Below are 12,285 nucleotides of genomic sequence, written 5' to 3'. Positions count from 1 at the left end.
TGAACACACACGGTAATCCACGCCGGCAGCCAAGCAGGTGCCCAGTGGTACTACGGGGCCGTGGCGGTGCTTGCGCGCGGGATCAATGTCGCGGTCGGGACCTGGTGAGAGCTCGTGTGCCCGTCCGCAACGAGGTCCAGCATGGCCTGTGCTGCTCGCGCGCCGTAGTCGACGATGTCGCGGGCCAGCGCGGTGATGGACGGATGTTGCACCAAGCAGAGCTGGGAGTCGTCCCCCGCCACGATCGAGAGCTGGGCGGGGACGGAGATGGCCAGTTCGTGGGCGACGCTCAGGGCGGCGACCGCCATCAGGTCGTTGTCGTAGGTGATCGCGGTCGGACGGTCGGCCGTGGTCAGCAACCTGCGGGTGGCCTGGGCGCCTTCCTCCCAGGTGTAGTCGGTGCTGATCACCGGTGCTGACTCCAGTCCGTGGCGCTCGGCCGCAGCCTGGAAGGCCGCCGTACGGATCTGGGTGTGCTCGAGGCTCGGCAGCCCGGCCACGCGCGCGATGCGGCGGTGTCCGATGGTGACGAGGTAGTCGACGACGGACTCGACCGCGGTTGCGTCATCGCTCCAGACGGCCGGCAGGTCCACGCCGTCCCGCGGTCGGCCGACGAGCACTCCGGGCACTCCGAGTTGGGTGAGGAGCTCGGGCCGCTGGTCCTGGGCCCAGAGGTCTGTCACCAGTACGCCGTCGATCCGGCGCTCGGCCCACCAGTAGCGGACGGCCTCGTCGGCCGCGTCGTGGTCGGGGACGACCTGAAGCAGCAGCGCGGTCCGGTTCGCCGACAGGACGGACTCGACTCCGGAGATGAACTGCATGAAGAACGGTTCCATCCCCAGCACGCGCGCCGGGCGCGGAATGATCAGCCCGACCGCGTTGACCCGGGCGCCGGTGAGCGAGCGGGCGGCGAGGCTCGGCCGCCAGCCGATCTCCTCGGCAATGGCGAGGATCTTGTCACGCGTCGCGGGGGAGACGCCGGGCCGCCCGTTGAGCGCGTACGACACCGCTCCGGTGGAGACACCGGCCTGGCTCGCGATGTCGGCGATGGTCGGTCGCTTGACCATGTCCCTCCTTCTGTCGGCCTCAGTAAAGCCGATCGCTCTCCGGCCTGCCGCACTTACGTTACTTAACTCCTTAAGTGGAAAGCCCTTGCCTGAGGTCTTGACGAGTCCGAAGTGTCAGCCTACGGTCATCCGCAATCTACTTAAGCGGTTAATTTCAGAAGGAGCCGCACAATGCTCTTCACGGTGCAGAACAAGCCCGGCGGACGGCGTCTGCTCGGCGTCACGGCAGTCGCCGCCGCCACCTCACTGCTGCTCGCTGCCTGCTCGGGGAACACCGCCGGTGGTGGCGGGACCAAGGCTGATGCCAAGGCTTCGATCACCGTGGGCGGAGGCACGATCACCAAGAACTTCAACCCGTTCAGCACGACCGCGCTCCAGCCCACGCGGGGCGCGCTCTACGAGCCGCTCTACTGGTACAACTTCGCGAAGAAGCAGGATCCGACGCCGGTCCTGGCCAGTGGCTTCTCCTGGAACGCCGCGGGCACCGAGCTCACCATCAAGACCCGGCCGGGCGTGAAGTGGAACGACGGGCAGCCGTTCACCGCGAAGGACGTGGCGTTCACGTTCAACCTGATCGCGAAGACCCCGGCGCTGAACCCGTCGGGTCTGGCCGCCACCGCGAAGGCCACCGCGGACGACACGGCCGTGCTGACCTTCAAGTCGAAGTCCCTGATGCAGGAGCCCGCGGTGCTCGCCAACCAGGCGATCGTGCCCGAGCACATCTGGAAGGACATCAAGGACCCCGTCACGAACGTCAACGACAACCCGGTCGGGACTGGCCCGTTCAAGCTCGGTACCTTCAGCACCCAGAGTTACACCCTGGTGAAGAACGACTCATACTGGGAAGCCGGCAAGCCCGCCATCCAGGAGGTCCGCTACATCCCGCTGGAGGCCGCGGACGCCGCCAGTGCCGCCCTGGTCGCGGGCAAGGTCGACTGGATCAGCGCTTATCTGCCGGGCGTCGATCAGATCATCAAGTCCAAGAAGGAACTCACCTACGTCAACACCCCGGTGATGACGACCGTTCTCGTGACGTGCGCGAACGCGGCCCGTGGCTGCACCGGTCCGCAGACGGATCCCGCCGTACGCAAGGCGATCTACCACGGGATGAACCGTGAGCAACTGATCAAGCTCGCCGGTGGCGGGGTCGCGTCCGATGCGTCACCGACATTGCTGTTGCCCGGCCGGGACGACAGCTGGATCACCGACCCGGAACTCCAGAAGATTCCGCCGGCCGCCGACACAGCCGAGGCGAACAAGATTCTCGACGAGGCCGGCTGGACCAAGGGCGCGGACGGGATCCGGGCCAAGGGCAACCAACGGTTGACGCTGACGGTGCAGACGGTGACCGGCTGGAGCGACTACATCTCGATCAACGACACCCTGAAGCAGCAGCTCGCCCAGATCGGCATCGAGCTGAAGCCCAGCCAGGTCTCGTGGAACGAGTGGAACGCCGCCCAGACGAACGGGAAGTTCCAGCTCTCGCTCGACTCCGTCGGACTCGGCGCCTCGACCAACCCGTACTTCACCTACAACGGCAGGCTGGCCACCGAGAACACCGCCGACGTGGGCAAATCCGCCAGCGCCGGGAACTTCGCCCGGTTCTCGGATCCGAAGGTGGACGCGGCGCTGCGGACGGCCGCCGGAACCTCGGACGAGGCGATCCAGAAGGCGCAGTACGCCGAGATCCAGAAGGTGTTCGCCGACCAGATGCCGTACATCCCGGTCTACGTGAACTCGATGCTGACCGAGTTCAACACCTCGCGTGCGTCCGGCTGGCCGACCAAGGACAACATCTACGCACTGCCGGCCTCGTGGAAGGCCTGGGACCTCGGCGTGGTCCTCAAGACGATCACCCCCGCGGGCTGAGTCGTGCGGTATCTGGGGCAGAAGCTCGCCTTCTACGCCGTGGCGTGCTGGGCGGCGCTCACGCTGAACTTCCTCATCCCGCGGCTGATGCCGGGCAATCCTGTCGACCTGATGCTGTCCAAGCTGGCGACGAAAGGGCCGGTCACGCCGACGACGCGGGCCGCGATCGAGGCGATGCTCGGCACCGAGTCGAACGTGTCTCTGTGGCGCCAGTACCTGACCTACCTGCAACAGCTGGGCTCCGGTGAGCTCGGTACGTCGATCGCCTACTTCCCGACCCCGGTCGCGACGGTCATCGGGCAGACGCTGCCGTGGACCGTCGGGCTGATCGGGCTGGCCGCGGTGATGTCGTTCGTCATCGGGGTCCTGCTCGGTCGCGCGGCCGGCTGGCGCCGCGGGTCGTGGGTCGACAACCTCATTCCCTTCACGACGATGCTGCAGTCCGTGCCGTACTTCTGGCTCGCCCTGCTGTTGCTGTTCCTGCTCGGCAGCACCTGGCCGGTCTTCCCGCTCAGCGGGGGATACGACGTGTACTCGGTCAGTCCCGGATTCAGCCTGGCGTTCTTCCAGTCGGTGCTCTATCACGGTGCCCTGCCGGCGTTGACCATCGTGCTGTCCTCGATCGGCGGCTGGATGCTCGGGATGCGGAACATGATGGTGTCCACGCTCTCGGAGGACTACATCCTGACCGCCGAGGCCAAGGGGCTCACCCCGCGCCGGATCCGCTCCCGCTACGCCGCGCGGAACGCCGTACTGCCGTCGATCTCGGGGTTCGCGATCTCGCTCGGCTTCGTGGTCGCGGGCTCCATCGTCACCGAGGCGGTCTTCTCCTACCCCGGCATCGGGTCCGCGTTGCTGCTTGCCGTCGGCAACAACGACTACGCACTCATGCAAGGAGTGTTCCTGATCATCACGCTCGCGGTCCTCGGCGCGAACCTGCTCGTCGATCTCCTGTACGGCGTCATCGACCCGCGCACCCGCGCGCGCTCCTGAAGGGGGTTGAGCCTGATGGCCATCACGACCTCGGCGTCGCAGTTGCCGGCCGACACCGTACGACGGCGGCGCATCCTGCCGCCGATGACGTTGAAACTGGGGATCGGTCTGGCGCTGACCGGCCTCATCACGCTGTTCGGGCTGATCGGCCCGCTCCTGGTCGGCGACCCGTCGGCCGTCCGGGATCTCGGCCTGACGCCGCCGGGAGGTGGCTTCATCCTGGGCACCACCCAGACCGGTCAGGACGTGTTCGCCCAGTTGGCGCATGCGACCCGCGGATCGTTGACCATCGGAGTTGTGGTCGGCGCGATCACGCTGGTGCTGTCGGCCTTCTTCGGTGTGGTCGGCGCGTTCGTCGGCGGCTGGGTGGACGAGACGTTCTCGCTGTTCACCAACGTCATGCTGGTCATCCCTGGGCTGCCGCTGGTGATCGTCATCTCGAGCTATGTCCCGAACAAGTCCGTCTGGCTGGTCGCCGTCGTTCTCGCCATCACCAGCTGGGCCGGATCGGCCCGCGTACTGCGCGGGTTCACGCTCAGCGTGCGCAGCCGTGACTACGTGCTGGCTTCCAGGGTGAGTGGGGAGAAGCGATGGCGGATCCTGCTGGTCGAGATCCTGCCGAACCTGATTCCGCTGCTCGCCTCGCAGGTCGTCTTCGCGGTGATCTTCGCGATCCTCGGTGAGGCCGGGCTGTCCTTCCTGGGGCTCGGTGCCTCCGGATCCTTCACCTGGGGAACCATGCTCTTCTACGCGCAGAACGGGTTGTCGCTGCGACTCGGCGCCTGGTGGTGGTTCGTGCCGCCGGGGCTCGCGATCGCTCTCTTCGGCGCCGCGTTGTCGCTGATCAACTTCTCGATCGACGAGATCATCAACCCGAAACTGCGCTCGCAGACCCGGGCCGACCGCAAACGCTGGAGCATGACCCGCGAGCAGCTGAAGCACGCCCGGGAGGAGACCGCATGACCGTGCACATTGCCACGCTCCGCGCGGCGGGTCCTGAGGCCTGGTTCCCTTTCTTCCCTCGTCTCTCCAGTCGCTTCGCTCCCTACGTTCCTCAGTCCAGAAAGGGGGCCTCATGACCGGACACCCAGTGCTCACCATCGAGAATCTCAGTGTCGACTACCTGGCCGAGACCACGGTGGAAGCGGTCCGGGACGTGTCGCTGGCGCTCTACCGGGGCGAGATCCTCGGCCTCGCGGGGGAGAGCGGATGCGGCAAATCCACCCTCGCCTACGCGATCACCCGGCTGCTGAAACCGCCGGCGTTCATCACCTCTGGCCGGGTTCTGTTCTCGTCGCGGGAGGGCTACGACCTGGATCTGTCGGAGCTCAACGGCGACGACCTGCGAGCGTTCCGCTGGGACAAGATCGCGATGGTGTTCCAGGGCGCGATGAACTCCCTGAACCCGGTACTGCGGATCTCGGAGCAGCTGGAGGATGTCTTCAGCACGCATCGTCCGGGAATGACGAAGGCCGAACGCCGCCGGCGCTGCGGGGAACTGCTCGAACGCGTCGGTGTCGACCGCGATCGTCTGCGCGCCTACCCGCACGAGTTGTCCGGCGGGATGCGGCAGCGCGTCATGATCGCGATGGCGCTCGCCCTCGAGCCGCAGGTGCTGGTGATGGACGAGCCGACCACCGCGCTCGACGTGGTGGTGCAGCGCGAGATCCTGCAGGAGATCACCGAGCTGCGGTCGGAGCTCGGCTTCGCGGTCATCTTCATCACCCACGATCTGCCGCTGCTGCTGGAGATCAGCGATCGGATCGCGGTGATGCGGGCCGGGCGGATCGTCGAGCTGGACGCTGCTCCCGTTCTCTACACGCAGCCGAAACACCCGTACACCCGGCGTTTGCTGTCGTCGTTCCCCAGTCTGACCGGAGCTCGCGGCGACTTCGTCCGGACCGGATCGCTCGGCGCGGACACCTCGCTGGAAGAAGTCGAAGCTGAGGAGGTGGCGAGCTGATGACCGTGCTGGAGCTGCGCGACGTGGTCAAGGAGTACAAGTTGCGGGACGGCTGGCAGAGCCGGAAGTTGCGCGCGGTCGACGAGGTGAGCTTCCGGTTGGAGCCGGGGCGGACCATCGCTCTGGTCGGGCAGTCCGGGTCGGGGAAGTCGACGATCGCCAAGCTGCTGATGCAGCTCGAACGGCCGACATCCGGCCAGATCCTCGTCGACGACGAGCCGATGGTCTATCGCGGTGCGCGCGCGGCGTCGTACCGGAAGGCCGTCCAGATGGTCTTCCAGGATCCGTTCGCCTCGCTGAATCCGTACCATTCCGTCGGGCACCATCTCGCCCGTCCGATCCGGTTGCACCATCCGGGATTGTCGCGGGCGCAGGTGGAGGAGCGGGTGCTGGAGTTGCTGCATCGGGTGCGGCTCGATCCGGACTTCGTGCAGCGCAAACCGCACGAGTTGTCCGGAGGCCAGCGCCAACGTGTTGCGATCGCCCGTGCCCTCGCGCCGTCGCCGGGGATCCTGGTGGCTGACGAACCGGTGTCGATGCTCGACGTCTCGATCCGTCTCGGCGTGCTCAACCTGCTGGCCACACTGCAGCGGGAGGAGAACCTCGGCGTCCTCTACATCACTCACGATCTGGCGACCGCGCGGCATTTCAGCGACGAGATCATGGTGCTGTACCGCGGCGAGGTGGTCGAGCACGGTCCGGCCGACGACGTGATCCTCCATCCGCAGCACGAGTACACCCGTCTGCTGGCCGAGGCCGCGCCGGATCCGGAACGCCGCCTCGCCGAGCTTGGGCGCTGACACCACTCTTCAGGAGTTTCGCTTGCGTACAGACCCGCTCCACGACGCCTGGACCGTCACAGCGTTGGCTGCCACCGCTCCCACAGCTGTCCGCAGCCCCTTACCGGCGCAGGTGCCGGGCAGCGTTCACACCGATCTGCTGGCGGCCGGGATCATTCCGGATCCGTACCTCGACGCGAACGAGGCCGAGTTGCGGTGGATGTTCGGAGTCGACTGGCAGTACCGGCGTCCGCTCGCTCTCCGGCCGGCCGTGCTGGGGGAGCGGGTCGAGCTCGTGTTCGACGGACTGGACACCGTCGCGACGGTCACGCTCGGTGGAGCCGAGCTCGGGCGAACGGCGAACATGCATCGGTCCTACCGCTTCGATGTGACAACCCTTGCCGACGGCATCGAACGCGATCTGGTCGTCGAGCTCGCGTCGGTGACCACCTACGCCAACGAGCAGCGGGACCGGCTGGGCAACCGGCCGAGTCCGTACGGTACGCCGTTCCAGTTCGTCCGCAAGATGGCGTGCAGCTTCGGCTGGGACTGGGGTCCGGACCTGCGGACGGCGGGGATCTGGAAGGGCGTGCGGGTCGAGCGTTGGCACACGGCACGCATCGCCCAGGTCCGTCCGCTGGTCACGGTTGACCTCGACGGGGAGCACACGACGATCGCTCCCGGACGGGTCGAGGCGCACATCGAGCTCGAACGAGCCGGTACGGCGGACACGCCGCTGCTGGTCGTTGTCGAGGTCGGCCGGAACCACCGCAGTACGGCGATCGTCGGGCCGGGCGAAACTACGGCCGTGGTCGTGGTCGACGTACCGGATGCGCCGATGTGGTGGCCGGCCGGATACGGCGATCAGCCGCTCGCCGACCTGACCGTCACAGTGATCGACGGCGCGCTTGGGGGTAAGCCGCTGGACCTGTGGGAGCGCCGGATCGGGTTTCGTAGCGTCGCCGTGGATACGTCCGAGGATGAGTTCGGGTCGGCGTTCACCGTGGTCGTCAATGGCCGGCCGGTCTTCGTCAAGGGAGTGAACTGGATCCCGGACGACCACTTCCTGACTCGCATCACCCGTGAGCGGCTGGCCGGCCGCCTCGACCAGGCCTTGGCCGCGCACGTGAATCTGGTGCGGATCTGGGGTGGTGGCGTTTACGAGTCGGAGGATTTCTACTCGCTGTGCGATGAACGAGGACTGCTTGTCTGGCAGGACTTCCTGCTGGCTTGCGCCGCATATCCCGAGGAGGAGCCGCTCCGGAGCGAGATCGAGGCGGAGGCGCGGGAGAACATCGTGCGGCTGATGCCGCATCCGTCGCTGGTGGTGTGGAACGGTGGCAACGAGAACCTGTGGGGTCATGAGGATTGGGGCTGGAAGTTCTTTCTCCGGCAGCCGGACGGGACCAGTCTGAGCTGGGGTGAGCACTATGCCCGGGAGCTGTTCCCGCGGCTGGTGCGTGAGCTCGACCCGACCCGTCCCTACACCGACAACAGCCCGTCCAGTCCCGACCGGGTGCATCCGAACGATCCTGACCGCGGTACCCATCATCAGTGGGAGGTCTGGAACCGGGTCGACTACACGGTCTACCGCAGCGAGGTGCCGCGGTTCTGCTCGGAGTTCGGCTTCCAGGGACCGCCGAACTGGCGCACGCTCGACGACTGGGTCCATCCGTCCGGTCCGGGTCCGCTGACGAAGAGCGATCCGGTGTTCCTCGTGCACCAGAAGGCCGAGGACGGCAACGGCAAACTCGACCGCGGGATGGTGCCGCACCTCGGCGTACCGGACGACTTCACCGACTGGCACTGGGCGGCGCAGCTCAACCAGGCGCGAGCTGTTGCCTATGGCATCGAACACTACCGGTCCTGGTGGCCGCGGACGGCCGGGTCGATCATCTGGCAGCTGAACGACTGCTGGCCGGTCACGTCCTGGTCCGCGATCGACTCCGAGCAGCGACTCAAGCCGCTGTGGTTCGCACTCCGGGACGCTTACGCACCGCGGCTGCTGACCGTGGTCGAGCGTGCGGGTGTGCTGTCGGTTGCCGTGGTCAACGATACCGACGAGCCGCTGGAAGGCGCGCTGGTGCTGAGCCGGCAGAAGTTCGACGGCGCCGTACTGGCCGACGCGTCGCTCCCGGTCGCGGTCGGGCCGCGCGCCGTACAGGTGCTTGCACTACCTGGTGAGGTGGCTTCGGCTGACGATGATCGAAGGGAGACCTTGATCGGCGCGCTCGGCGAGCTGTCGTTCGTCCACCTCTTCGTGGAAGTGGTCGACGCCGACCTCGATCCCGCGCCGCTCGATGCGCAGGTGGTACGCATCGACGGCGGCTATCGGGTCGACGTCACCGCGCGAAGCCTGGCGATCGCCATCCACCTGCACGCCGATCGAATCGCGGCCGACGCCACTGTCGACCGCGGACTGGTGAACCTCCCGGCAGGCGGTACGGCGTCCTTCGTGGTGACGACAGGGTGGTCCGGAGCCACGGTCGACCTTGCTGCGCCGCCGGTGCTCCGCACCGCCAACGATCTGACTACCCGGTGACTCACGTTCCTTCGGCGATTGCCTTGATGGTGGCCAATCGCTGATCCCAGGCAGCTGCTACCTCGTTCATCCACCGGGCGGTCTCGGTCAGCACGTCCGGATGCAGCTGGAAGCGGACATCTCGCCCACTCTTCCGGCTGCTGACCAGGCCGGCAGTTCGCAGAACCGACAGATGCTGTACGACGGCCTGGCGCGTGACCGGGAGTTCGCGGGCCAGGGTGGTCGCCGTACCGGCGCCTTGCCGAGCGAGGAGCTCGACCAGCTGCCGTCGGGTCGGATCCGCCAGGGCTGCGAGGACCTCGCCCGTTGTCACAGGCCCCGGGCGACCTCGGCGAGTGCCGCCAGACCGCCGTCCCAGCCCTGGCCGGAGTCTTCGGCGTGCTTGGCTCGCACGTCCTCGGGAAACTCCAGGCGGTCGAAACCACTCTCGACGACCCGCAGCCGAGTGCCCTCGCCATCCGGAGTGAGGGTGAACTCGACCAGGTTGGAGTTGCCCGGGACCGGGGCGACGTCCGGGTCGACCGCGTAGCGGTAGGCGAACCGCCGGCCGGGCTCGACCGTCTCGACGAATCCGCGGTACTCGCCGTGTTCGTCCCAGCGCATCACCAGGCTGCCGCCCGGGCGAAGGTCGATCTCGGCGCCGCCGAACGCGTACCAGGTGGCGAAGTGCTCGGGGTTCGTGAGGGCGGACCAGACCTGCTCCGGCCGCGCGTCGACGTACACCTCACGCTCGATGCTGTCCATGAGGGAACTGTGCCAGCCGATCCCTCGATGTGCAAGTGTCCACTTTCACATCGGATGCGGTCTAGGCGTGGAAGCTGCCGCCGGTCCAGCCGCTGCCGCCGTGGTCGCCGCCGATGCCGTAATCGCTGCTGTAGCCACCGGCCGGCCTGCGCTTCCCGTCGGATCCGTCGATCTCGTCCGGGTAGTTCTCCTTGTAGTACCGAACGGCGGGATCGGGCCGCCCGTTGCGGCGGGCGGTCTCGATGAGCTTCGAGGTCAGGCCATGGTCGCCGGCGGCTCGCTGGATTCCCGCATAGGCGGCATAGAGGAGTTCCCCGGTAGGGTCGATCGCGTCGTAGCGACTCCACTGTTCGGTGAGGAAGAAGAAGACGATTCGATCCTCCAGCTTGCCGGGTACGTACCCTGCTTCAACGGCGACCTTGGTGGCGACATCTTCGCGGCCGGCTCGGTGCGGAACGATCTCGCACAGGCGCTCTTGCGCGGGGCCGGGAGGTAGCGCCTTCAGCACGCGCAGGCACTTGTCGGCGAGGTCAGCCCTTTCCGCGCCATGGAGCAAAGCGTCGACAGTGTGCGGCCGGGTGAAGTCGAGGAGGTCCAGGCGATCCTTGATGACGGCCAGCAGTACGCCGTTCCCGTCCGTGCCCGAAGGTTGGACGTGCGGGTTCGCCCTGCACACCTCCGTGACAAGCCGGGTCGGCAAGAAGATGCTGTCGTACCAGCACGCCTGCAACGCCTCCAGGATCAGTGGCTGATCCGTGCTGGACAGAAACCGCCGCAGCTGAGGGCGCTCCGGCGAGCTGAAGGAGACACACATCATCAGCTGCTCGACGATGCGCGATGTTTCCTCGGTCGGCGTACGGTCCAGGAACTGGATCAGTCGGGGAGGTGAGTCGCCCAGCAGTAGTGGCTCCGCGACCCGCGACCAGGTCGCGTCGGAGTCGTCGTCGCCTCCTCCGGACTGCAGAAGGCATTGATAGATCACAGTGCCGGCCACGCGAGGGTCTTCGCATCCCTCGGCCAGTGTCTGGAAGGCTTTACTTGCGGCCGGCTCCAACGAACCTGCGGCGGCCTGCACAAGGATCGAAGCGGCCCACGAGGACTTGCCCCGATGCAGCTCGGCGGCCAGGCGCGACACGGCGAACGCGGCCAAGGATCGCTGGCGGATCAGCGCCCGGCCCGAAGCCCATCGCTCCCAGCGCCGCATCCGGTCCACCGAAGTCATCTACTCATTGTCGTCGTCGATCGGTGGCTTGTCGCGTCGAAGATCCGTCAGCTCAGGCGGCTGCCGAGGCCAGTCGATGGTTGCTCGCCCGCAGCGTGTGCCTGTCGGCGGGCTCCAGCAGGCGGATGGCCGTGCCGGTGCGGTCGGCGAAGACGGCGTACCGGCCGAAGGGACTGTCTGCGGGAGTGAGTAGCCAGTCGAGCTCCTTGTGCTGTTCGAAGAAGGCGCTGAGGTCGCCGACGTCGTACACGCCACCGGTGCCCAGCGCTCCCTCCGCGGGGTCGTGGACGAGGGCGAGAACCGGTGGGGAATCGGGCGACGTACCAAGCAGCGCAGAGTCGTCGCTGGGCCAGGCCAGTGGCACCAGGCCGAGTGTACGGTAGTAGTCCACGCTGGCTTCGAGGTGCTCGACGGGGCGGAGTTCGAACAGGAGCTTCATCGGAGTACGCCTCCTTGTGCTGTGCTTCAGGTTCGTTTGCGTTCGCGGCCGGATTGGCGGGCCTCGTCGCTCCGGGCGCCGAGGTCGGAGATCCGGTCGGCCAGGTCGGGGTGCTCGCCGGACAGTTGCGGGCCGGCTTGGGACAGCGGCGCGAGCAGGGCGGTGGTGTCATTGTTGCCGAGGGCATCGTGTACGGCGTCGATGCTTGCTTGGGTCCGGGAATCCAGGCCGGACAGTGCGGCGACCTGTCCGGCGACCCGGCGAAGGTCTGCGGCGTTGTGACGGGCCCACTCGGCTACTGCGCGTTCTCCGGCTCGCTGGTCGCGGGTTGCCTGGACTCGTTGTTCGCGGTTCAGGCCCGGCTGTGCGGCGTTCGGGTGCAGGCGCAGGTAGCGCCGTTCGGCAGCCTGGCGGGTGGCCACGCCCAAGGCGGGCGCCAGCTGTGCCCAGCTGGTCCCGGTGCTCCGGGCTGCGTCGATCAGTTGGGGTTCCCAGGCGTTCAGGCGGTCGCGTAGGTGGCGCAGCTGGTACAACGCCTCGAGCGGATCGTCCGCGGACACAGCCTCCGCCGGCGCGGCGGAGGCGCGCGTCCGCAGGACTTCGGTCAGGCGCCGGAGCATGTCCGCAGGTGGGATGATCGAATCGTCCTGCGGCATGCGTGGCTCCT

Annotated in this window: 12 protein-coding genes; 6 read left to right on the top strand and 6 right to left on the bottom strand. The window is 67.2% G+C overall.

The window, feature by feature from the left end:
- Positions 1–50 precede the first annotated feature (50 nt).
- Entirely contained in the window at positions 51–1,067 is a 1,017-nt protein-coding gene (locus ACFCV3_RS02245; protein WP_376025311.1) for a LacI family DNA-binding transcriptional regulator, read from the bottom strand.
- A 171-nt stretch (positions 1,068–1,238) separates the two neighbouring features.
- Between ACFCV3_RS02245 and ACFCV3_RS02240 the strand changes: the two genes are divergently transcribed.
- The 6 genes from ACFCV3_RS02240 to ACFCV3_RS02215 all read left to right on the top strand — a co-directional run bounded on the left by ACFCV3_RS02240 (position 1,239) and on the right by ACFCV3_RS02215 (position 9,213).
- Complete coding sequence (locus ACFCV3_RS02240) at positions 1,239–2,936, top strand: ABC transporter substrate-binding protein (protein WP_376025310.1); 1,698 nt, start codon at positions 1,239–1,241, stop codon at positions 2,934–2,936.
- A gap of 3 nt (positions 2,937–2,939) precedes the next feature.
- Positions 2,940–3,929, top strand: a complete 990-nt coding sequence (locus ACFCV3_RS02235; RefSeq protein WP_376025309.1) for an ABC transporter permease — start codon at positions 2,940–2,942, stop codon at positions 3,927–3,929.
- A 15-nt stretch (positions 3,930–3,944) separates the two neighbouring features.
- Positions 3,945–4,892, top strand: a complete 948-nt coding sequence (locus ACFCV3_RS02230; RefSeq protein WP_376025308.1) for an ABC transporter permease — start codon at positions 3,945–3,947, stop codon at positions 4,890–4,892.
- Positions 4,893–5,004: 112 nt separating this feature from the next.
- A complete protein-coding gene (locus ACFCV3_RS02225) occupies positions 5,005–5,892 on the top strand; it encodes an ABC transporter ATP-binding protein (protein WP_376025306.1) in 888 nt (295 codons plus the stop codon).
- Positions 5,892–6,692, top strand: a complete 801-nt coding sequence (locus ACFCV3_RS02220) for an ABC transporter ATP-binding protein (protein ID WP_376025304.1) — start codon at positions 5,892–5,894, stop codon at positions 6,690–6,692. Before ACFCV3_RS02225 ends, ACFCV3_RS02220 begins: the two co-directional genes overlap by 1 nt.
- Positions 6,693–6,714: 22 nt before the next feature.
- Positions 6,715–9,213 carry a glycoside hydrolase family 2 protein gene (locus ACFCV3_RS02215; protein ID WP_376025303.1) on the top strand — a complete coding sequence of 833 codons (2,499 nt, stop codon included), beginning with the start codon at positions 6,715–6,717 and terminating at the stop codon, positions 9,211–9,213.
- 1 nt (position 9,214) lies between these two features.
- Here ACFCV3_RS02215 and ACFCV3_RS02210 read toward each other — a convergent pair whose 3' ends face one another.
- The 5 genes from ACFCV3_RS02210 to ACFCV3_RS02190 form a co-directional block, all read right to left on the bottom strand.
- Entirely contained in the window at positions 9,215–9,526 is a 312-nt protein-coding gene (locus ACFCV3_RS02210) for an ArsR/SmtB family transcription factor (protein WP_376025302.1), read from the bottom strand.
- Complete coding sequence (locus ACFCV3_RS02205; protein WP_376025301.1) at positions 9,523–9,957, bottom strand: SRPBCC domain-containing protein; 435 nt, start codon at positions 9,955–9,957, stop codon at positions 9,523–9,525. The genes ACFCV3_RS02210 and ACFCV3_RS02205 overlap by 4 nt, the downstream gene beginning before the upstream one ends.
- Before the next feature lie 61 nt (positions 9,958–10,018).
- Positions 10,019–11,179 (bottom strand): hypothetical protein, encoded by a 1,161-nt coding sequence (locus ACFCV3_RS02200; RefSeq protein ID WP_376025300.1) that lies wholly within the window; start codon positions 11,177–11,179, stop codon positions 10,019–10,021.
- Between the two features lie 52 nt (positions 11,180–11,231).
- Positions 11,232–11,618 (bottom strand): VOC family protein, encoded by a 387-nt coding sequence (locus ACFCV3_RS02195; RefSeq protein ID WP_376025298.1) that lies wholly within the window; start codon positions 11,616–11,618, stop codon positions 11,232–11,234.
- A 26-nt stretch (positions 11,619–11,644) separates the two neighbouring features.
- A complete protein-coding gene (locus ACFCV3_RS02190; RefSeq protein ID WP_376025296.1) occupies positions 11,645–12,274 on the bottom strand; it encodes a hypothetical protein in 630 nt (209 codons plus the stop codon).
- Positions 12,275–12,285 lie beyond the last annotated feature (11 nt).

Source organism: Kribbella sp. NPDC056345 (genome assembly GCF_042262745.1).
In the GTDB taxonomy this organism is placed as follows: Bacteria; Actinomycetota; Actinomycetes; order Propionibacteriales; family Kribbellaceae; genus Kribbella.
Note: the sequence above shows the minus strand (reverse complement) of the source record. Positions and strands in the feature narration are given on the sequence as shown.

Excerpts from the sequence above, each read along its gene's own strand:
- ACFCV3_RS02195 (WP_376025298.1), bottom strand. The coding sequence starts at position 11,618 with ATGAAGCTCCTGTTCGAACTCCGCCCCGTCGAGCACCTCGAAGCCAGC.
- ACFCV3_RS02205 (WP_376025301.1), bottom strand. The coding sequence starts at position 9,957 with ATGGACAGCATCGAGCGTGAGGTGTACGTCGACGCGCGGCCGGAGCAG.
- ACFCV3_RS02245 (WP_376025311.1), bottom strand. The coding sequence starts at position 1,067 with ATGGTCAAGCGACCGACCATCGCCGACATCGCGAGCCAGGCCGGTGTC.
- ACFCV3_RS02230 (WP_376025308.1), top strand. The coding sequence starts at position 3,945 with ATGGCCATCACGACCTCGGCGTCGCAGTTGCCGGCCGACACCGTACGA.
- ACFCV3_RS02220 (WP_376025304.1), top strand. The coding sequence starts at position 5,892 with ATGACCGTGCTGGAGCTGCGCGACGTGGTCAAGGAGTACAAGTTGCGG.
- ACFCV3_RS02190 (WP_376025296.1), bottom strand. The coding sequence starts at position 12,274 with ATGCCGCAGGACGATTCGATCATCCCACCTGCGGACATGCTCCGGCGC.
- ACFCV3_RS02240 (WP_376025310.1), top strand. The coding sequence starts at position 1,239 with ATGCTCTTCACGGTGCAGAACAAGCCCGGCGGACGGCGTCTGCTCGGC.
- ACFCV3_RS02225 (WP_376025306.1), top strand. The coding sequence starts at position 5,005 with ATGACCGGACACCCAGTGCTCACCATCGAGAATCTCAGTGTCGACTAC.
- ACFCV3_RS02200 (WP_376025300.1), bottom strand. The coding sequence starts at position 11,179 with ATGACTTCGGTGGACCGGATGCGGCGCTGGGAGCGATGGGCTTCGGGC.